A 19,521-nucleotide genomic window follows, 5' to 3' on the forward strand; every position below is an offset into this window, starting at 1 on the left:
GGAATGCCGCAGAAGTTATCCACAGGCATGAGAGCTTAAGCACACAATCGGGAACGACGCCCGGCGGGGTCTAAGCTTGATGCCATGACTCTTGAGTTCAACCAGCTGGGTCTCGCCCCGGACTTCATCGATTACACCCGCGGCTGGGAGATCCAGCGCGAACTGCACGAAAAAGTCCTCGCCGGCACCGCTCCCAGCACCGTACTGCTGCTCGAACACTCGGCCGTTTATACCGCCGGCAAGCGCACCGAAGACCATGAACGGCCCTTTGACGGAACTCCCGTTGTGGCGGTGGACCGCGGCGGCAAGCTTACTTGGCATGGCCCGGGCCAGCTGGTGGGCTACCCGATCATCAAGCTTAAGAACAAGGCCGGCATCCGCGACTACGTGGAGCGCTTGGAAGCGGTGATCATTGCAGTCCTGGCGGACTACGGCATCGAGGCCGTTCGCATCAAGGGCCGCGCCGGTGTCTGGATCGAGCAGGACGCGAAGGGCCCGGACCGCAAAATCGCAGCCATCGGCATCCGCGTCTCCGAGGGCGTCACCATGCACGGCTTCGCGATCAACTGCAACAACGATCTCGCGCCCTACGGCCAGATCATCGCCTGTGGCATCACCGACGCCGGAGTCACCACGATCGCCCAGGAAACCGGCAGGGACGTCACCCCGGCCGACCTCGTGTCGCGGATCATCGAAGAACTGCGCAACAATGAAGAAGCCCTAGTTGCAACCCCAGAAGGAGCTCTACTGTGACACTGGCACCAGAAGGCCGGAAGATGCTGCGCATTGAGCAGCGCAATGCGGCCACACCGGTGGAGCGTAAGCCGGAATGGATCAAGGCCAAGGTCCAGATGGGCCCCGAGTTCGTCCAGCTCAAGAACCTCGTCAAGAAGGAAGGCCTCCACACGGTGTGTGAAGAGGCCGGCTGCCCCAACATCTTCGAATGCTGGGAAGACAAGGAAGCCACCTTCCTGATCGGCGGCTCCGAATGCACGCGCCGCTGCGACTTCTGCCAGATCGACACCGGCAAGCCCTCCCCGGTGGACGTCTTCGAGCCCACCAAGGTGGCCCGCTCGGTGCAGTCCATGGCCCTGCGCTATGCCACCGTGACCGGGGTGGCCCGCGATGACCTCGCCGACGAGGGCGTCTGGCTCTACGCCGAGACGGTCCGCAAGATCCACGAGCTGAACCCGGGCACCGGCGTCGAACTGCTGATCCCGGACTTCTCCGGCAAGCCCGAGCACATCGAGGCGATCTGCGACTCCAAGCCCGAGGTCTTCGCCCACAACGTCGAAACCGTGCCGCGGATCTTCAAGCGGATCCGTCCCGCGTTCCGCTACGAGCGGTCCCTGGACGTCATCACCCAGGGCCGGAAGCTGGGCATGGTGACCAAGTCCAACCTGATCCTGGGCATGGGCGAGACCCGCGACGAGATTTCCGAGGCCCTGCGGGACCTGCACGAGGCCGGCTGTGACCTCATCACGATCACCCAGTACCTGCGCCCGTCCGAACGGCACCTGCCGGTGGACCGCTGGGTCAAGCCGCAGGAATTCGTGGACCTGCAGCAGGAAGCGGACGAGATCGGCTTCCTGGGCGTCATGTCCGGACCCCTGGTGCGCTCCTCGTACCGCGCCGGCCGGCTCTGGGCCACCGCGATGCGCAAGAAGGGCTGGGAAATCCCGGCCCAACTCGCCCACATCGAAAGCTCCGGCAGCACCCGCCAGGAAGCCAGCTCGTTGCTCGCGGCGCATTCCTGAATCCTGTTCCAGAACCCTTCCACTTAGGGGCCGGCACCGGATGATTCCGGCGTCCGGCCCTTAGCCATGAATCACGTAGAATTAAGGCACTATGGCGAATTCCCCTGACTCCAGCAGCTCCAGCCCGGCTTCCGATGCTCCGAAGCGCGGTCTTTTCTCCCGCAAGCCCAAGGAAGCAAAGGCCAAGAAGCCGAGCCGGCTGAAGCAGATCGGCGAGGTCTTCCAGATGACGCGCCGCCACGATCCCATGGTTCCGTGGCTCATGCTGCTGGCGTTCCTGGGCGTTGTCGCCGCCAGCCTCCTGGTCGGCTTCCTGCTCGATAACTGGATCACCGGCCTGATCATCGGCATCGCGCTGGGCGCCATTGCCGCAACCTTGATCCTGTCCCGCCGCGCCGAGCGCGCCGCGTTCGCGCAGATCGAGGGCCAGCCGGGCGCCTCAGGTGCCGCGCTGGGCACGCTCAAGCGCGGCTGGATCACCGAGGATCAGCCCGTTGCTGTCAACCCCCGCACGCAGGACGCCGTCTTCCGCGCCATCGGCCGTCCCGGCGTCGTGCTTGTCAGCGAAGGTCCCAGCAACCGGGTCAAGCCGCTGGTCGACGCCGAACGCAAGCGGCTCTCACGCATCCTGCCCAACGTCACAATCCACGTGATCGAAAGTGGCCGCGGCGAGGGCCAGGTGCCGCTCAGCCAGCTCGCCAAGAAGATGAACAAGCTCAAGGGCGAACTGACAAAGACCGAGGTCAGTGCCGTGTCCAAGCGTATTTCCTCGCTCGGCGGTCGCCTCCCCATCCCGAAGGGCATCGATCCCTACAAGGCCCGCCCGACCCGCGGACGCTAGGCCCTGCCCGCAGCCTCATAGGCAGCACTGCACGCCGGCTGTACAGGATCGCCCCGGTTCGCGCCCCCTTCAGGCCGCCAGCCGGGGCTTTTCCATGACCGCCCGACGGCGACCGGCCACGACGCCCGCACCACGACCGTCAGCACCAAGAACTTCAGGAACCAGGAGACCCGCATGAAACTTCCATCGACCGCCGCCATGATCCGCGTTTTCCGGGGGCTGGCGGTTGCCGAAGCGTTCAGCTGGGCCGCACTGCTGACGGGCATGGTCCTCAAGTGGGTGACGCGGACGACGGAACTGGGCGTGGAGGTTGCCGGTCCGATCCACGGCGCGTTCTTCATCGGCTATGCCATCGCGGTGTTGAGTCTGTGGGCGATGCTTCGCTGGCCGTTCAAGGTTGCCGTGCTCGCGGGCGTCTCCGCCGTCTTCCCCTTCGCGACGGTCTGGTTTGAACGCTGGGCCGGGCGCCGCGGCCACCTGGGGGTGCAGGTCGGCGAGGCTGCGCGGACGCCGGCCCAGGAGACGGCGGGCGTCTAGTTCCGCCCGGGACCTCGGGTTCTGTGCGCCCTGGCAACATCGCTGCGCTCATCTGACGCATATGACCGCTATCCGGGGACGTTTGACGGCCACTCGTGGAGAACCGCAGCCAAGAGGTGGCGGCCGACCGGCCATACGTCGCAAACGACGAGGGAACGCCCCGCACTGACAGCCTGGGACCGCCGTCGGACGCGGGCAGGAGCTACATCCGGACGAGCACGGTATTCATGGCTTTGTCGTGCAGTCCGCGCTGGTCCGGGTCGAAGATGACGGCCGGAATGACGAGGCACAGCAGAAGCGCGCGCACCAAGGCCGCGAGCGGGCCCGCCGGGCCGCCGCCCAAGCGCAGCACGTGGATGCTTACGATCCGGTGGCCGATGCTGTAGCCGAGGGTGCCGACGAGGAGGATCTGTTCGACGGCAAACACGGCCAGCGTGGCCCAGGAGTCGCCAGCGAAGGCGAAATTGCTGATCAGCAGCGCGATGCCCCAGTCGATGCAGATCGCCAAAATGCGGCGGCCCGCGCGGGCGATCGAGCCTGGCCCGGCCTCGGGCAGTCCAAGCCGTTCCCCCGGGTACTTGGAGATGCCGGATGTGTCCGGCCCGCTGAGCCATGAACCGATGTCTTTGCGATCTACCACCGTCCAAGCTTATCGGGTCAAGGCCGTCCACAGTGCGGGCGGCCCTGTGTCACACTGTGGAACTGGATAGGTCACACTGTGGACCGGCGACTAGCGTTTACCTGTCAGGGCGTTCTGTAACCTCCCCGAAACAATACGGACACTGCGGGGAAACCCCATGTCCTTAGGGTGGTAACAGTTGCTAGTGGTTCAGAAGCGGGGATGCTTTTTTGCCTTCCCGCTGTTGGACTGCCCTGGACCAATGTGCCTGACGGCCAGATCTTTCATATGCGTAAGGAGCATAATGTTCAAGACTGCGGACGAAGTCCTCAAGTTCATCAAAGACGAAGACATCAAATTCGTCGACATCCGCTTCACCGATCTTCCTGGCGTTCAGCAGCACTTCAACGTGCCCGCCAAGAGCGTTGATGCCGACTTCTTCGTCAATGGCCAGCTCTTCGACGGGTCTTCGATCCGCGGCTTCCAGGGCATCGCCGAGTCTGACATGCAGCTCATCCCGGACGTGACCACGGCATTCCTCGACACGTTCCGCATGGAAAAGACCCTTGCGCTGAACTTCTCGATCGTGAACCCCCGCACTGGCGATCCGTACCACCGCGACCCCCGCGGCGTGGCCGAGAAGGCCGAAGCCTACCTCGCCTCCACCGGCATCGCCGACACCGCCTTTTTCGCCCCCGAGGCCGAGTTCTTCGTCTTCGACAACGTCCAGTACCAGTCCTCCCCGCAGGGCAGCTTCTACAAGATCGACTCCGAGGAAGCCCACTGGAACACCGGCCGTGAGGAAGAGGGCGGCAACCTCGGCTACAAGACCCCGGTCAAGGGCGGCTACTTCCCCGTCTCCCCCACCGACAAGCAGGCCGACCTCCGCGACGCCATGTGTGTTGCGCTGGACGAGGCCGGCCTTGAGGTCGAGCGCAGCCACCACGAGGTCGGTTCCGCCGGCCAGGCTGAAATCAACTACAAGTTCACCACCCTGACCCACGCGGCTGATGACCTGCAGAAGTTCAAGTACGTCATCAAGAACACCGCCGACGCCTGGGGCAAGTCCGTGACCTTCATGCCCAAGCCGGTCTTCGGTGACAACGGCTCGGGCATGCACTGCCACCAGTCGCTGTGGACCGGCGGCGAGCCGCTCTTCTACGACGAGAAGGGCTACGCCGGCCTGTCCGACACCGCCCGCTGGTACATCGGTGGCCTGCTGAAGCACTCCTCCGCAGTGCTCGCCTTCACCAACCCGACGGTTAACTCCTACCGCCGCCTGGTCAAGGGCTTCGAAGCCCCGGTCAACATGGTCTACTCGCAGGGCAACCGCTCCGCCGGTATCCGCATCCCGATCACGGGCTCCAACCCGAAGGCCAAGCGCATCGAGTTCCGCGCTCCGGACCCCTCCTCCAACCCGTACCTGGCATTCGCTGCCCAGCTGATGGCCGGCATTGACGGCATCCGCAACCGGATCGAACCCCCGGCTCCGATCGACAAAGACCTCTACGAGCTCCCCGCCGAAGAAGCCAAGGACATCCCCAAGGCTCCGGGCACCCTCGAGGAAGCCCTGGAGGCACTGGCCGAGGACAACGAGTTCCTGCAGGCCGGCGGCGTCTTCACCCAGGACCTGATCGACACCTGGATCGAGTACAAGTATGAGAACGAGATCCGTCCGCTCTCGCTGCGCCCGAACCCGTACGAGTTCGAGCTCTACTACGGCGTCTAGCCAGATCACAGGGCTAGACAGCGTTTAGCCCGCAAGGGGTCCGCAAGACCCTGGACACATCAAAGGCCGGCACCAGGTTCACCACCTGGGGCCGGCCTTTTGTTGCGTGAGTTCTGCGGCGGTCCACAGTCGGCGTTGCCGGGAGGTTCAAGGAAAGCCGAAGGTTCTTGGGCCACAATGGCCTTCCCGGCTGGCCCGGGTCGCGTCGCTGTTGCCGAACGGTGGCTAGTTGTCGGTGCTGGCCGTCCCTGCCTAGCGTGGGAAGTGAGATCCGTGAAAAGACTTACAACCTGGATTCAAGGACTACTAGTCGGCCTCACAGTTTCTGCCCTTATGCTCGCGGGCGTGACGCCTGCGCAGGCAGCGACCAAGGTCACCGTCCTGGATGTGTTCTTAGCTGTCGGGCAGTCAAACATGTCCGGCCGCGGCCTCCCCAGCGGCACCACAGATGATCCGGCGGACCCGAGGATATTCCAGTACGGCGCGAAGCTACGCACATTCCGGAATGCCACTATCCCCTTGGACATGCTCGACGTCGCCAAAGGCATATCCCCCGCAACGACCTTTGCCCGCGGGTACGTGAAGAACCAGCCCGCCAACGTCGGAGTTCTCATCATCCCCGCGGCGCGCGGCGCCACTGCGTTTACCAACAGCGTGGGAACCCCGACCTGGAATGTAGGCACCGCCTCCGCCCCGGAATTCGACCTCCCCGCGCTGGCAGTTACACAGACCCGCGAAGGGATCGCGGCGGCCGTGGCGGCGGGCTACACCGTGAAGCTCAAGGGCATCCTCTGGCACCAAGGCGAAGGCAATTGGTGGATGTCGACCTCGGCATACAGTGCGAAGCTTGACGAGCTCATAGGGTACTTCCGATCCCAACTGGCCGCCCCTCAACTGCCCTTTGTGGTGGGGGGCCTGGCGCCGGAGGGAATCGCGGCCCAACCGGGTTTAGCCAACGTTGACAAGTCACACAAGGGAACCCCCTCACGAGTCGCTTACACCGCGTTCGCACCGTCCATGGCCGGGGGTGTGAACGACGGTGACGCGTTCCATTTCTCCCGGACCGGCGACGAGTTCCTGGGGAGAACGTACCTCACCGCCTTTTGGCGGGCAGCCAAAATCACCTACGGCCCGGTACCGATCATCACCGGTACCGCGAAGGTGGGTTCCACCCTCACCGCCGTGCCCGGCGCTTGGGCCGTGTCCCCGGTTACCCTGAGCTACCAGTGGTACCACTCCGGGACTGCGGTCGTTGGCGCCACGGCTGCCACCTATGTGGTCCCCTCCGGCGATCTGGGACGGACCATCACCGTCAAGGTCACCGGCTCCAAGACCGGCTACACCACGACCTCCAGGACCTCCGCCGGCACCAAGGTGGCGCAGTAGCATCGTGCGGGGTGCGCACTCCCCAAATCAGCGCTTTCGATCAACTGACGCACCCGGCGTACCGGTCAAGGTGCGCTTCCGGTCAGAACGCCCGGTACATGATGCGTTGCGGGCCGGCGTCGCCGCCGTCGTAGCGGCCGCGGTCCTCGAAGCCGGCCTTGCGGTAGGCGGCGAGGCCGCCGGGGTTCCCCTCGTTGACGGAGAGCACGACGCCGGCCTGGCCGGTTCCGAGGCCGGCCGTCAGTTTGGCTGCCTCCCGCACGGCGGCCTCGGCGGCGAGCGTGCCGATGCCTTTGCCCTGCTGTTGCCGGCCAATCAGGAAGCCCCGCAGGAGCCAGACAGAGTCGTCGTCGGGCCAGCCCGCCAGGGTCGCGGCGCCCCGCTGGAGCGTGAGCACGCCCACGGCCGTTCCGTTGACGTCCACGGCGAACGGGTACCGGGACTCTTCTTCCAGCGCAATCAGCATCATCCGCAACGGGTCGCCAACAAATTTTCGCTGGCCTTCGCCGAGTTCCAGCAGCGCGATCTCCCCCAGTTTGACGGCCCGGGCGTCGTCATCGAGGTTCTTGATGGGCAGCAGCCACACGTGTTCAGCCATGTAGCCAGCGTACCCATGCCGGCAGCGCCTGCCGCCGCGAGCGGCTTGCGGCTGAAGTCAGCTACAGTGCGGCGTCCTTCGGCGGGCCGGCCGGATCCATCCAGAAGACCTCCCAGAGGTGGCCGTCCGGGTCCTGGAAGCTGTGCGTGTACATGAAGCCGTAGTCCTGGGCCTCCTCTGATGCCTTGCCTCCGGAGGTCAGCGCCGTCCGGATGACCGCATCCACGGCCTCACGGCTCTCCAAGGAGAAGGACATGATGACCTCGGCGGCGTCCGCCGTGAGGGCCACCGACTTGGAGGTGAAGGTCTTGAAGTAGGACTCGACGAGCAACATCACGTACGCGCCGTCGTTGACGATCATGCAGGTGGCGTTCTCATCGGTGAAGTCCGGGTTGAAGGAGAAACCCAGTGCGGTGAAGAACTCAACGGTCGTATCGAGATTCCGGACGGGGAGGTTCACAAACAGTTGCCTGGCCATCCGCCCAAGGTAGCACCGGGCGGCGGCATGTGTCAGTACGGCGTGTGTCAGTGACCGGCAGGCCGCCGATCGGCGCTACTGACCGTAGAAGACTCTTTCGAAAACCGACCGTGCACGCCGGCTCAGCCGCAGGTAATCCTCTTCGAGCTCCGCGGCGTTGCCTTGCCCATAGCCGCACCACCGTGCCACGGCCTCGAGGTCGCGGCGGGAGGAGGGCAGCAGGTCCGAGGTCCGGCCGGTCCAGATGACATTGGCCGAACGGATCCGACTCGCCAGCCGCCACGCCCGGAGCAAAATCACGACGTCGCCGGCGTCGATCAGGTCCAGGGCCGCGGCCGCTTCGAGGGCCTCCACGGTGGAGGTGGTTCGCAGTTCCGGGTGTGTGCCGGCGTGCCGAAGCTGGAGCAGCTGGGCCAGCCATTCGACGTCGCTCAGGCCGCCGCGGCCCAGCTTCAGGTGCCGGGCCGGGTCGGCGCCGCGCGGCAGGCGCTCCGCCTCGACCCTGGCCTTGACCCGCCGGACCTCCCGCACGTCCTGGTCCGACAACGACTCCGGGTAGCGGATCGGATCGATCAGGGCGATGAAGTCCTCCGCCAGGGCGTCGTCGCCGGCCATCGGGCGCGCCCGCAGCAGCGCCTGGGCCTCCCAGACGAGAGACCACCGGCGGTAGTACTCGGCATAGGACTCCAGGGACCGCACCATGGGCCCGCTCTTGCCCTCCGGGCGCAGGTCCGCGTCGACGGACAGCACGCGTTCGGCCAAGATCGCCGGTTTGAGCGGCTGGGTCAGCAAGCTTGAGAGCTTGCCCACGATCTGCGAGGCCTGCGCCTGCGCTTCCTCTTCCGGGACGCCGGGCAATCCCCGGTGTACGTACATGACGTCGGCGTCTGAGCCGTAGCCGATCTCCCGGCCCCCTTGCCGGCCCATCGCCACCACCAGCACGTGCGTCTTAAGCGGTTCCTCGGCAGTGATGATCGTCTCCGCCACGCGCAGCGCCCCCAGGACGGCTGCCCGGTCGGTGTCGGCGAGGGCTTCGCCCACCTGGTCCTGATCCAGCAGTCCGGCACTGTCCGCGATGGCGATGCGGAGGATTTCGCGGCGCCGGATCAGCCGGATCAGCCGCATGGCGCTCTCCGGGTCCGCGTGCCGGGACATCTTCGAGGCGATCTCGAGCCACTGGGATTCGAAGCTAAGCGGGACAAGCTCTTTGTCGGTACCGAGCCACGCCACAGACTCCGGCGAGACCTCCAGCAGGTCCGCGATCAACCGGGAGTTGGCGAGCACATGGCAGAGCCGCTCTGCCGCCGCCGTCGAATCGCGGAGCATGCCCAGGTACCAGTGCGTCGTGCCGAGCGCCTCGCTGACGCGCCGGAAGGCGAGCAGACCGCCGTCGGGATCCACGCCGTCGGCGAGCCAGTCCAGCAGGATCGGCAGCAGTTGGCGCTGGAGCGCCGCGCGGCGGCTGACCCCGGCGGTGAGGGCCTCGATGTGCCGCATGGCGCCGCGGGGATCGAGGTAGCCCAGGGCCGCGAGCCGGCCTTGGGCGGCTTCCGGAGTGAGGCGGGCCTCTTCGCTGCTCAGCGTCGCAACCGTGTTGAGCAGGGGGCGGTAGAAGATGCGTTCGTGGAGTTCGCGGACGGAGCGCTTGGTCTTTCGCCACGCGCCTACGAGGGCGTCCGGTTTGGGCCGCTCGGTGGAGAACGGACCCAACACGGCCTTGGCAAGGGAGCGCAGCGACGCTTCATTGACCGGCATGAGGTGTGTCCGGCGCAGCTGGAAGAGCTGGATCCGGTGCTCGAGGAGCCGCAAGTAGCGGTAGTCGCGGTCGAATTCCGCGGCGTCCGAGCGGCCGATGTACCCGCCGGCGGACAGGGCGGCGATGGCGGACGTGGTGTCCCGGCAGCGCAACGATTCATCGGACTTGCCGTGCACAAGCTGCAGAAGCTGCACCGTGAATTCAACGTCGCGCAATCCCCCGCGGCCCAGCTTGATCTGCCGCTGTTCTTCATCGGCCGGGATGTGCTCGGTGACGCGGCGGCGCATGGCACGGACGGATTCGACAAAGCCTTCCCGGCCGGCCGAGGACCAGATCAACGGCGTCACGGCGGCCTCATAGCGTGCCCCCAGCGCGGCGTCGCCGGCGATGGTCCGGGCCTTCAGCAGGGCCTGGAATTCCCAGCTCTCGGCCCAGCGCGCATAGTAGCTCTCGTGCGAGGCCAGGGTCCGGACCAGTGGGCCGGACTTGCCCTCTGGCCGCAGGTTCGCGTCCACTTCCCACAGCCCTGGTTCGCGGCTCGTGGACATGATCGCCCGCGAAATACCCGAGGCGAGGGCCGTGCCGATCATGGTTGCCCGGACGTCCTCCAAAGTGCCGGAATCGATCACGTAGATGACGTCGACGTCGGAAATGTAGTTCAGTTCGCGGGCGCCGCACTTGCCCATGCCGATCACGGCAAGCCCGACGTCGGCGACCTCCTTGGCGTCGAACTTCTCCGCCGCCTCGGCCCGGGACACGGCGAGGGCCGCCTCCAGGGCGGCGCCGGCAAGGTCCGCCAGTTCCGCACCGGCGGCCGGCATGAAATCGAGGGGATCGGCCGCGCACAGGTCCTTGATGGCGAGTTCCACGAGCCCGCGCCGATATGCCGTCCGCAGGGCGGCGTAGGCTTCCTGCCCGCTGAGGGCCGCCACCGGCCGGGCAGACTTCGGATCCGCCCGCACTGACTGCAGCAGCCGGGCCCGGAGGGCTGCCGGGTCCGCGGCCAGCGGTTCCGGGCTGACACGGGCGGCGAAGGCGTCAAGATGCTCGGGGTGGCGGATGAGGAATTCGCCCAGCGCCTCGGAGGCACCCAGCACCCGGTACAGCGGTTCGCTGGCTTCCGGATCCGCGACGGCGAGCTTGCGCAGCTGCGGGTGCTTCTCGATCAGCCGGACCAGGGACTGCAGGGCCGTGTCCGGGTTAGCCGCCAGCTGCAGCCCGGCAAAGAGGGCGTCCTGGTCGAGCCCCTCCAGTTCCCGGGCTGCCAGGAACCGTTCCCCCTTGTCGAGATCACTGAAGCCGGCGGCTATGAGGCGTCGTGCCAGGCTCACCGGGGCCGCCTACAGAATGCCGAGATTGCGCTGCAGCTCGTAGGGCGTGACCTGGAGGCGGTAGTCCTGCCATTCCGCACGCTTGTTGCGCAGGAAGTGCTCGAAGACCTGCTCGCCGAGGATCTGCGGCATGAGTTCGGAGTCTTCCATGGTCCGGATGGCGTCGTGCAGGCTCGCCGGCAGCGGATCGTGCCCCATGGCGCGGCGCTCGGCCGAGCTCAGCGACCAGATGTCGTCCTCCGCCGCGGCGGGGAGCTGGTAGCCCTCTTCGATGCCCTTGAGGCCGGCGCCGAGGAGCACGGCATAGGCCAGGTAGGGGTTGGCGGCGGAGTCGATGCCACGGTATTCGATCCGCGCGGACTGGCCCTTGCCGGGCTTGTACAACGGGACACGGACCAGCGCGGAGCGGTTGTTGTGGCCCCAGCTCAGGTAACTCGGCGCCTCACCCCCGCCCCACAGCCGCTTGTAGGAGTTCACGAACTGGTTGGTGACGGCCGTGAATTCGGGCGCGTGCTTGAGGATGCCGGCAATGAACTGGCGCGCGGTCTCGGAGAGCTGGAACTCGGAACCGGCCTCGTAAAAGGCGTTGGTGTCGCCTTCGAAGAGCGAGAAGTGCGTATGCATGCCAGAGCCCGGGTGGGCCGTGAAAGGCTTGGGCATGAAGGTGGCATAGGTGCCCTGCTGCAACGCAACTTCCTTGATTACCGTCCGGAACGTCATGATGTTGTCCGCGGTCTGCAGGGCGTCCGCGTAGCGGAGGTCGATCTCGTTCTGGCCCGGGCCGGCCTCGTGATGGCTGAATTCCACCGAGATGCCCACGGATTCGAGCATGGTCACGGCGGTCCGGCGGAAGTCCTGCGCGACGCCGCCCGGGACGTGGTCGAAGTACCCGCCCTCATCCACCGGGACGGGAGAACCATCGGGGCCCGGTTCCTGGGACTTGAGCAGGTAGAACTCAATTTCGGGGTGGGTGTAGCAGGTGAAGCCCATGTCCGCGGCTTTGGCGAGGGTGCGCTTGAGGACGTTGCGCGGATCCGCGGCGGAGGGCTCGCCGTCGGGCGTCAGGATGTCGCAGAACATCCGCGAGGTCGCCTCCGTCTCACCGCGCCAGGGCAGGATCTGGAACGTGGCCGGATCAGGCTGGGCGAGCATGTCCGATTCAAAGACGCGGGCCAGGCCCTCGATCGAGGACCCGTCAAAGCCGAGTCCTTCTTCGAAGGCGCCTTCCACCTCGGCCGGGGCAAGAGCCACGGACTTGAGCGATCCCACGACGTCGGTAAACCACAGACGCACAAACCGCACATCGCGCTCTTCGATCGTCCGCAGGACAAACTCTTGCTGGCGGTCCATACTGGCCTCTTTCCGGTTCTTCCATCCGTGCCCCAGGCCCGCCTTTCATGGGCCCCGCGGCTGCTCACGGTTCACTTTACTAAGCATTGGCACCGATTGCTGAAGCCGGCCCTCCGCGTAACACACCGTTAACACAAAGTCGGAGAATTTCGCGCCGCCTGGCGGGAGTGCGCAGTCGCCACGGCGGCCCGTGTGACGTGATTCACCGGCGTCGGCCGGTTGCCCGGTAGCTGTGGTGCCCGGTATCGCATTACGCTCGTGGCATGGCCACCAGCAACAGCTCCGATTCCAGCACGCCCGCAGAACTTCCCGCCCCTTACGGCAGCGGCCCGACGGCGGCTTCCGCGGGCGCCGCGGCCAGCGTTGCCGGGGCACCGGAGGTTTCCCGGAAGCCGGTGGCACGGATCCGCATCCACCATCTGCACCAGGCCAAGGCCAAGGGTGAGCATTTCGCCATGCTCACCGCCTATGACCAGTACACCGCGGAGATCTTTGACCAGGCGGGCATCGAGGTCCTGCTGGTGGGCGATTCGGCGTCCAACAACGTCTTCGGCAACGAGACCAGCCTGCCCGTGACGGTGGACGAGCTCCTGCCGCTGTGCCGGGCCGTGGCCCGCTCCGCGCGGCGCGCCCTGGTGGTCGCGGACCTGCCCTTCGGCAGCTACGAGGTCTCCGCCCAGCAGGCCGTCGCCACCGGCGTGCGGTTCCTTAAGGAAGGCCTGGCCCATGCCGTCAAGATTGAAGGCGGAAAGTTCTACGCCGACACCGTCCGCGCCATGGTCCAGGCAGGGATCCCGGTCATGGCCCATATCGGTTTCACCCCGCAGAGCGAGCACGCCCTCGGCGGCTACCGGGTCCAGGGCCGCGGCGATGACGCCGCACGCCTGATCGAGGACGCCGTCGCGCTGGCCGACGCCGGCGCGTTCTGCGTGCTCATGGAAATGGTCCCCGCCGCCACGGCGGCCGCCGTCGACGCCGCCGTCGACGTCCCCACCGTCGGCATCGGCGCCGGCAACGCCACCACCGGGCAGGTCCTGGTCTGGCAGGACATGGCGGGCCTGCGCGGCGGAAAGATGGCGAAATTCGTCAAGCAGTACGCCGACCTTCGGACCTCGCTCACCAACGCCGCCAAGGCCTACGGCGACGACGTGCGCTCCGGCCACTTTCCCGGCCCCGAGCACTCCTTCTAGGCGGCTGCAGCCGACACCTCATCCTTCGCAGGTGATGTGTCGCGTCTCCACTCCGGGCAGGCTGACCATTGAGGTCTGCATCAGACCTCAGTGGATGTTCCGCCGTTCCGGCCGTAGTCGTGCCGGAAGAGCTGCGTCAGGCTCCGGCGGACACGATGGGAGGAGTATCGATGGGCACCACTAGCTTCTGGGACATCTTGGTGTGGAGTTTCTGGTTCTTCATCTGGGTCGCCGCACTGACGGTCTATTTCCGTTGCTTGTTTGACATGTTCAGCGACCACACGCTCAGTGGCTGGGCCAAGGCCGGCTGGGCGATCTTGATGATCTTCTTGCCCTGGCTCGGCGCCTTCATCTACCTGATCGCCAGGGGGCGCAGCATGGCGGAGCGGCAGATGGCGCGAATGGCCGAGCAACAAGCTGCCCAGCAGGAGTACATCAAGCAGGCCGCAGGCACAACATCCACCCCGGCCGCCCAGATCGCAGATGCCAAGGCGCTGTTCGATTCCGGTGCCATCAACCAGACCGAGTTTGACTCCCTCAAGGCAAAGGCTCTGGCCTGAGGCGACCAGACCTCGCCTGACAACGCACTACGCCCGGGTGGGGGCCGATCCGTGTGAGAATCACCTGGCTGGGTCACTCCTCGGTGGTTCTGGATCTCGACGGGGTTCGGGTCCTGACGGATCCGTTGCTCCGCCCTCATGCCGGGTTGTTACGACGCCTGGCACCGCGGCCGGACCCGGTGTCGTGGAGCCACCCGGACGTGGTGCTGGTCTCGCACCTGCACCACGACCACGCCGAGTTGGGCTCCCTCCGCATGCTGCGCGGAGCAACGTTGATGAGCGCCCCGGCGAATGTCGCCTGGTTGCGTCGCCGGAGGCTGCCGGACACGGCCCCCTTGGGGGACGGCTGGACCCCGGTAGGCGCCGGTGTCGAGATTCGCCAGGTCCCCGCCGAGCACCGCAGCCGTCCCATGCCGCATCGTCCCAACGACGCCAACGGCCAGCTGGTTCGAGGGCCGTCCGGCAGCGTCTGGATAGCCGGTGACACTGGGCTGTATCCGGAGATGGCCGCGATGTCCGCCATGGCGGGCGGGACGATCGACGTCGCCCTGGTGCCGGTCTGGGGGTGGGGACCGAGGCTCTCGGCGGGACACCTGTCTCCGGAGACTGCCGCCCGGGCCGTCGCTATGAGCGGCGCGAGATTCGCCGTGCCGGTGCACTGGGGAACGCTGCACCCTCCGTTGATCGCACACTTTGCCCGGAACTGGCTCGAACAGCCCGGGCTCCGGTTTGCGGCCGCCGTGGCGGAGCAGGCTCCCGACTGCACAGCGGTGGTCCTCGCCCCCGGCGAGTCCTGGGTAGAGCCTGTGTGAGCCGAGGACCCGAAACTGCGCCCCCCAACGGGGCGTCCTCAGCGATGCGGCATGTTGCCACTCACCCAGTCCAGGTGCCTAATTCCAGTCGCTTAACCGCGGGACGCCGTCGTGGCACGCTGCCCACAGGACTCGAGCATCGCCACCAGCAACCGATGGAGTTCATCGGCACCTTCTATCCGCTCCGGCAGCGTCGCCATGAGATCGGCCGGGCCGAGCAGCACGGCCCGGTCCTGCCAACCGCCGAGGCCCCCGTGGGATCCGACGAGTCCTTCGAACGCCGCGACGTCGTCGGTCACGGGGCTGATCGTGCTGTTGACGTAGAGATCCGGTGCCTCGGGATGCTTCAACGCCCGTCGGAGCACCAGCGCCGCGTGCGGCCCGAAGGGGGCCAGCGGGTCGGTGCCGTGCACTGCGCCGCTGGCCAGGTTGAGGCGTCCGCCGCTACCGATCGCCCATGCCCGGCCGTCTTCATCGACGCCGGCGACGAACCCGACGCCGGGATGGCCCGCCAGGCCCGGGACTAGGGCCGGCCACCGACTCTCGAGGGCCTCGAGAGTCCATCGCCGGTCGCCCCGGACGTAAACCAAGCCCAGATTCCCCGAGCCCAGCACCACAACCGGCTCCTCGGCGGCGTCGCCGGGCGCCGAAGTCTGCTGTGCCTTGGTTAGAACCTCGTCGGCACGGCCGGCGAGCTTCCCGGTCATCCCCCGGGCCGAGATGTCGCCGGCGATGGAGTCCGCGCGCCCCAGCCCTTCGACCGAAGCGTCCACGTTCTGGACGTGGGCGTGGATGAGGTCTGCACACAGGTCACCGAGCGTCTGGCCATACCGGTCGGCGAACGGGGTGCCCTGGGACTGGCCATGGTCCGAGAGCACGATCAGCCGGTAGCGGCGGGGAGCGGACCCGGCCAGCTGAGCCAACGATCCCAGCGTGCGGTCCAAGCCATCCAGGGCGGCAAGCGATTCGGGCCGGAACATGCCTGCGTGGTGCGCGATCTCGTCGTAGTCGACGTAGTCGACATAGATGCTCCTCGTGCCTCTCCGCAACTCCTCTGCCACCAACGCCGTGTTCAGGTCACGCAACAGACTGTTAGTGACCGCCCGCAGCAGGGCGAAGGTCCAGTCCCGATGCACTCGCGGGTCAAGGTCCCGCTTGACCTGTCGTCGGGCCTGCCAACGCTCCTTAAGAATCTCCCCGACCGTTCGTGTGAAGCTGCGCATAAACCCGCTCGGCGAGGTGAAAAACCAGGCGAACGCCCGGCGGGTCTGGGCGGAGCCGCGCCCGACCCCTACCCGGCTCATCGTCAATAGCGATCGGGGCGCGTCCCCGGTGAACAGGTTCGAAATGGAGACGCCGTCGTCGTAGAGCAGGCCCTTGCCGGTGCTGTGCCTCTCCTCGATCACCCGGGCGTCTGCCGGGCGGTTGGCCACCAGGACCCGGTTAAGCTCACGGTCGTACCACCGGAAGGCCGGGATCCCGTCCACGGTGCCGTGCAGAATGCCCAGCTGGCTGGCCGGCGTGGTGCACGGCAGCTGGGGCGTCCATTCGCGGAGCTGGTAATCCCCCGTCGCCAGCCAGCGCCGGATATTGGGCACCGCCCCGGACTGGACCGCCCATTGCAGCACCGGGAAGGGAACACCGTCGAGTTGGACGAACAAGATGCCGTCAACCTCCGGATCGGGCACGCTTTCCTGCCGGCGTGCCCTGCCGGCCAACGAGCTGATCAGGCCGTCATCTGTACCGGCTGTAGTAGCCCACGAGATGATCGTGCCCACGGCCGCGCTGATCCAGGTTGCCGCCAGGGCGGTCCATGCGGTCGACTCGATGCCGGGAACCAGTCGGATGGCGACGTACATGATCAGGGCCTGGCCGACCAGCGCGGTAAGCAGCACCGCCAGCCAGCCCACCCGGGCGGAGATCTCCACCAAGGCCGGGCGGAGGACGAGGCCGACGATGCCGGCCACTGCTGCGACGGCGGCATAGGCCCACCAACTGCTTGCAGAGAACCCCGGCAGCAGCGCGCCGGTGACGATCAAGGCTACAGTCGAACCGCCCCAGGCAACGGCCAGCCTCGCCAGGTCGGCGATTCGGACGCCGCGGGTGCGGGTATCGCGCGTCGGCATTGTCCCAGTATGGCCGGACGGACCTGTCCGGCACTCACCCTCACGGGGTGAGAATGACGGTGAGAAGGATCAGTCCGCCAGCCGCGGCGTCCGCTCAGCGATTGCCACGGGACGCTCTCGGCGATTCAACGCGACGCGACGCGGCTGCGGAGACGGCAGGGCACGGCTGCCGCGCACCCGCCGGGACGGGCTAGTCGTCCTCGCCCTTGTCCCACGCCTCGTTGCGCGCCTTGACCTTTTCGAGCGCGTGTTCGGCTTCCTCGCGGGTCTTGTACGGTCCGATCAGCTGGCTCCAGTCGGACATCGCGTCTTCCTCGATCTCGTGAGTATTGACGTTGTACCAGTATTCGGGCATTGGTGCTCCTTCGTGCCCCGGATAGTCCCTGGGCTCTAGTCCCGGTAGAAGCTCCGGAAGATAGCCCGGCGTCGTTCAGTTTGTTCTCCGGGCTCCATATTTTTCCGACTGTGTTCTACGGTCTCTGTTTTTCTGGGCTGTGTTTTACGGGCTTCGCCCGACGGCTTATATGATCAATCTATGCCTTCTCTAGCCTCAACTGCACCCATCGGCACGCTTGTCCCGGGGACAGTGAGCCCGCAACTTCCAGTACCGCCGTCCATCCCGCGTCCGGAGTATGTGGGCAAACCGGCTCCTGCAAAGTTCACGGGATCCGAGGTCAAGTCGCAGGAGACCATCGAGAAGATCCGGATCGCCGCCAAAATCGCGGCACAGGCCATCGTGGAGGTCGGCAAACACATCGCCCCCGGCGTCACCACCGACCAGCTCGACCGGGTGGGCCACGAGTTCCTCCTGGACCACAAGGCGTATCCCTCCACCCTCGGCTACCGGGGCTTTCCGAAGTCACTATGCTCCTCGCTCAATGAGGTCATCTGCCACGGGATCCCCGACAGCACGGTGGTCCAGGACGGCGACATCCTGAATATCGACATCACGGCGTTCATCGGCGGTGTGCACGGCGACACCAACTACACCTTCGTGGTCGGCGATGTCGACGAGGAATCCCGCCTCCTCGTCGAGCGCACCCAGGAATCGCTGAACCGCGCTATCCGGGCAGTAGCCCCGGGACGCGAAATCAACGTGATCGGCCGGACCATCGAGTCCTACGCAAAACGCTTCGGCTACGGCGTGGTCCGCGACTTCACCGGACACGGCGTCGGCGAGGCTTTCCACACGGGGCTGATCATTCCGCACTACGATGCCGCCCCCGCATACAACACCGTCATGGAAACGGGTATGGTGTTCACGATCGAGCCGATGCTGACCCTGGGCACCGTTGACTGGGACATGTGGGCCGACGACTGGACTGTTGTGACCCGCGACCACAAGCGCACCGCACAGTTCGAGCACACCCTGCTCGTCACGGAGTCCGGCGCCGAGATCCTCACATTGCCCTGACCCTGCTCCACACGGCACTTCCCGGAAGATCCACATCTTCACCCGCCGGCCCTGGCCGGTCCCCTAGCCCGCCCCTGCCACGAACGGAATGATATTGGCCAAGAAGGACGAGAAGTCGAAGAAGAACGCCCCCCTGATCGGCATTGACATCGGCGGGACCGGTATCAAGGGCGGGATCGTGGACCTGAAGAAGGGCAAACTGATCGGCGACCGCGTGCGCTTCCCCACGCCGCAGCCCTCCACCCCCGAGTCCGTGGCCGAAGTCGTCGCGCAGGTCGTCGCGGAGCTCACCGCCCGTCCCGACGCGCCCGACGCCAGCAGCCCCGTGGGCGTCACCTTCCCGGGCATCATCCAGCACGGTGTGGTTCACTCGGCCGCGAATGTGGACAAGTCGTGGCTGGAGGCCGACATCGACGCCATGCTCACGGCGCGTCTCGGGCGCCCCGTCGAGGTCATCAACGACGCCGACGCCGCCGGCCTCGCCGAGGCCCGCTTCGGTGCCGGCGAAGGGGTCGCCGGCACCGTGCTGGTGATCACTCTGGGCACCGGCATCGGTTCGGCCTTCATCTTCGACGGCAAGCTGGTTCCCAACGCCGAACTCGGTCACCTGGAGATCGACGGCTTTGACGCCGAGACCAAGGCATCCGCCGTGGCCCGTGAGCGTGACGGCCTCAGCTGGGAACAGTACAGCGTACTGCTGCAGCGCTACTTCTCCCACGTAGAGTTCCTGTTCTCCCCCGAGCTCTTCATCGTCGGCGGCGGCATCTCCAAGCGTGCCGACGAGTATCTGCCGCACATGAAGCTGCGCACGCCGATCGTCCCGGCCGAGTTGAAGAACGACGCGGGCATCGTGGGCGCAGCCATCGAGATTGCGCTGAAGCACAAGCTCGCGAAGTAGCACATCGCCGGATAGCCAAAATGAGCTATCACTCCGGGTCGTTCTGAACGCTGGGAACGACCCGTAGTGATAGCTCATTTTTGGTGGAGCCGGTGGTGGCTGCGGCTTCCCCTCCGCTGCCACCACCGGAGTCTATGGC

The 19,521-nt window shown here is 66.3% G+C and carries 18 protein-coding genes; 11 read left to right on the forward strand and 7 right to left on the reverse strand.

Annotation, left to right across the window (positions count from 1 at the left end):
* Positions 1-84: 84 nt before the first annotated feature.
* The 4 genes from lipB to ACVWYS_RS11485 all read left to right on the forward strand — a co-directional run bounded on the left by lipB (position 85) and on the right by ACVWYS_RS11485 (position 3,135).
* Positions 85-753, forward strand: a complete 669-nt coding sequence (lipB, locus tag ACVWYS_RS11470; protein WP_344363375.1) for a lipoyl(octanoyl) transferase LipB — start codon at positions 85-87, stop codon at positions 751-753.
* Entirely contained in the window at positions 750-1,757 is a 1,008-nt protein-coding gene (gene lipA, locus ACVWYS_RS11475) for a lipoyl synthase (RefSeq protein WP_456509760.1), read from the forward strand. Before lipB ends, lipA begins: the two co-directional genes overlap by 4 nt.
* Positions 1,758-1,848: 91 nt before the next feature.
* The gene (locus ACVWYS_RS11480) at positions 1,849-2,598 is read left to right on the forward strand and encodes a DUF4191 domain-containing protein (RefSeq protein WP_091255175.1); all 750 of its coding nucleotides are present in this window, start codon (positions 1,849-1,851) and stop codon (positions 2,596-2,598) included.
* 174 nt (positions 2,599-2,772) lie between these two features.
* Positions 2,773-3,135: a DUF3817 domain-containing protein gene (locus ACVWYS_RS11485; RefSeq protein ID WP_456509761.1), complete on the forward strand. Its 363-nt coding sequence runs from the start codon at positions 2,773-2,775 to the stop codon at positions 3,133-3,135.
* A 202-nt stretch (positions 3,136-3,337) separates the two neighbouring features.
* On the opposite strand, the gene ACVWYS_RS11490 is transcribed toward ACVWYS_RS11485, so the two are convergent.
* Positions 3,338-3,775, reverse strand: a complete 438-nt coding sequence (locus ACVWYS_RS11490; RefSeq protein WP_456509762.1) for an RDD family protein — start codon at positions 3,773-3,775, stop codon at positions 3,338-3,340.
* A gap of 283 nt (positions 3,776-4,058) precedes the next feature.
* Here ACVWYS_RS11490 and glnA (ACVWYS_RS11495) point away from each other — a divergent pair, with 283 nt between their 5' ends.
* Positions 4,059-5,483 carry a type I glutamate--ammonia ligase gene (gene glnA, locus ACVWYS_RS11495; protein ID WP_091255168.1) on the forward strand — a complete coding sequence of 475 codons (1,425 nt, stop codon included), beginning with the start codon at positions 4,059-4,061 and terminating at the stop codon, positions 5,481-5,483.
* A gap of 345 nt (positions 5,484-5,828) precedes the next feature.
* Complete coding sequence (locus ACVWYS_RS11500; protein ID WP_456509763.1) at positions 5,829-6,869, forward strand: sialate O-acetylesterase; 1,041 nt, start codon at positions 5,829-5,831, stop codon at positions 6,867-6,869.
* Between the two features lie 82 nt (positions 6,870-6,951).
* Here ACVWYS_RS11500 and ACVWYS_RS11505 read toward each other — a convergent pair whose 3' ends face one another.
* From ACVWYS_RS11505 to glnA (ACVWYS_RS11520), 4 genes are all read right to left on the reverse strand, one after another.
* The gene (locus ACVWYS_RS11505) at positions 6,952-7,467 is read right to left on the reverse strand and encodes a GNAT family N-acetyltransferase (RefSeq protein WP_456509764.1); all 516 of its coding nucleotides are present in this window, start codon (positions 7,465-7,467) and stop codon (positions 6,952-6,954) included.
* 61 nt (positions 7,468-7,528) lie between these two features.
* A complete protein-coding gene (locus ACVWYS_RS11510) occupies positions 7,529-7,945 on the reverse strand; it encodes a VOC family protein (protein WP_456509765.1) in 417 nt (138 codons plus the stop codon).
* 75 nt (positions 7,946-8,020) lie between these two features.
* Positions 8,021-11,032 (reverse strand): bifunctional [glutamine synthetase] adenylyltransferase/[glutamine synthetase]-adenylyl-L-tyrosine phosphorylase, encoded by a 3,012-nt coding sequence (locus tag ACVWYS_RS11515; protein ID WP_456509766.1) that lies wholly within the window; start codon positions 11,030-11,032, stop codon positions 8,021-8,023.
* A 9-nt stretch (positions 11,033-11,041) separates the two neighbouring features.
* On the reverse strand, positions 11,042-12,382 hold the full coding sequence (glnA, locus tag ACVWYS_RS11520; RefSeq protein ID WP_018772372.1) for a type I glutamate--ammonia ligase: 1,341 nt from the start codon (positions 12,380-12,382) through the stop codon (positions 11,042-11,044).
* Between the two features lie 263 nt (positions 12,383-12,645).
* Here glnA (ACVWYS_RS11520) and panB point away from each other — a divergent pair, with 263 nt between their 5' ends.
* From panB to ACVWYS_RS11535, 3 genes are all read left to right on the forward strand, one after another.
* Complete coding sequence (gene panB / locus ACVWYS_RS11525) at positions 12,646-13,572, forward strand: 3-methyl-2-oxobutanoate hydroxymethyltransferase (RefSeq protein ID WP_456509767.1); 927 nt, start codon at positions 12,646-12,648, stop codon at positions 13,570-13,572.
* A gap of 170 nt (positions 13,573-13,742) precedes the next feature.
* Positions 13,743-14,132 carry an SHOCT domain-containing protein gene (locus ACVWYS_RS11530; RefSeq protein ID WP_344362145.1) on the forward strand — a complete coding sequence of 130 codons (390 nt, stop codon included), beginning with the start codon at positions 13,743-13,745 and terminating at the stop codon, positions 14,130-14,132.
* Positions 14,133-14,185: 53 nt separating this feature from the next.
* Positions 14,186-14,944: an MBL fold metallo-hydrolase gene (locus ACVWYS_RS11535; protein ID WP_344362147.1), complete on the forward strand. Its 759-nt coding sequence runs from the start codon at positions 14,186-14,188 to the stop codon at positions 14,942-14,944.
* 92 nt (positions 14,945-15,036) lie between these two features.
* Here ACVWYS_RS11535 and ACVWYS_RS11540 read toward each other — a convergent pair whose 3' ends face one another.
* Both ACVWYS_RS11540 and ACVWYS_RS11545 read right to left on the reverse strand, forming a co-directional pair.
* On the reverse strand, positions 15,037-17,070 hold the full coding sequence (locus ACVWYS_RS11540) for an alkaline phosphatase family protein (protein WP_456509768.1): 2,034 nt from the start codon (positions 17,068-17,070) through the stop codon (positions 15,037-15,039).
* 190 nt (positions 17,071-17,260) lie between these two features.
* A complete protein-coding gene (locus ACVWYS_RS11545; protein ID WP_116767494.1) occupies positions 17,261-17,425 on the reverse strand; it encodes an SPOR domain-containing protein in 165 nt (54 codons plus the stop codon).
* A 180-nt stretch (positions 17,426-17,605) separates the two neighbouring features.
* Between ACVWYS_RS11545 and map the strand changes: the two genes are divergently transcribed.
* Together map and ppgK are read left to right on the forward strand one after the other, a co-directional pair.
* Entirely contained in the window at positions 17,606-18,484 is an 879-nt protein-coding gene (map, locus tag ACVWYS_RS11550) for a type I methionyl aminopeptidase (protein ID WP_456507009.1), read from the forward strand.
* A 94-nt stretch (positions 18,485-18,578) separates the two neighbouring features.
* Positions 18,579-19,382: a polyphosphate--glucose phosphotransferase gene (gene ppgK, locus ACVWYS_RS11555; RefSeq protein ID WP_116767496.1), complete on the forward strand. Its 804-nt coding sequence runs from the start codon at positions 18,579-18,581 to the stop codon at positions 19,380-19,382.
* Positions 19,383-19,521: the final 139 nt, after the last annotated feature.

The sequence above is a fragment of the Arthrobacter sp. TE12231 genome, assembly GCF_054062895.1.

What these genes read in the sequence shown, in the direction of transcription:
- lipB (WP_344363375.1), top strand. Translation starts at nt 85, where the DNA reads ATGACTCTTGAGTTCAACCAGCTGGGTCTCGCCCCGGACTTCATCGAT.
- ACVWYS_RS11480 (WP_091255175.1), top strand. Translation starts at nt 1,849, where the DNA reads ATGGCGAATTCCCCTGACTCCAGCAGCTCCAGCCCGGCTTCCGATGCT.
- ACVWYS_RS11485 (WP_456509761.1), top strand. Translation starts at nt 2,773, where the DNA reads ATGAAACTTCCATCGACCGCCGCCATGATCCGCGTTTTCCGGGGGCTG.
- glnA (WP_091255168.1), top strand. Translation starts at nt 4,059, where the DNA reads ATGTTCAAGACTGCGGACGAAGTCCTCAAGTTCATCAAAGACGAAGAC.
- ACVWYS_RS11505 (WP_456509764.1), bottom strand. Translation starts at nt 7,467, where the DNA reads ATGGCTGAACACGTGTGGCTGCTGCCCATCAAGAACCTCGATGACGAC.
- ACVWYS_RS11510 (WP_456509765.1), bottom strand. Translation starts at nt 7,945, where the DNA reads ATGGCCAGGCAACTGTTTGTGAACCTCCCCGTCCGGAATCTCGATACG.
- glnA (WP_018772372.1), bottom strand. Translation starts at nt 12,382, where the DNA reads ATGGACCGCCAGCAAGAGTTTGTCCTGCGGACGATCGAAGAGCGCGAT.
- panB (WP_456509767.1), top strand. Translation starts at nt 12,646, where the DNA reads ATGGCCACCAGCAACAGCTCCGATTCCAGCACGCCCGCAGAACTTCCC.
- ACVWYS_RS11530 (WP_344362145.1), top strand. Translation starts at nt 13,743, where the DNA reads ATGGGCACCACTAGCTTCTGGGACATCTTGGTGTGGAGTTTCTGGTTC.
- ACVWYS_RS11540 (WP_456509768.1), bottom strand. Translation starts at nt 17,070, where the DNA reads ATGCCGACGCGCGATACCCGCACCCGCGGCGTCCGAATCGCCGACCTG.
- ACVWYS_RS11545 (WP_116767494.1), bottom strand. Translation starts at nt 17,425, where the DNA reads ATGCCCGAATACTGGTACAACGTCAATACTCACGAGATCGAGGAAGAC.
- map (WP_456507009.1), top strand. Translation starts at nt 17,606, where the DNA reads ATGCCTTCTCTAGCCTCAACTGCACCCATCGGCACGCTTGTCCCGGGG.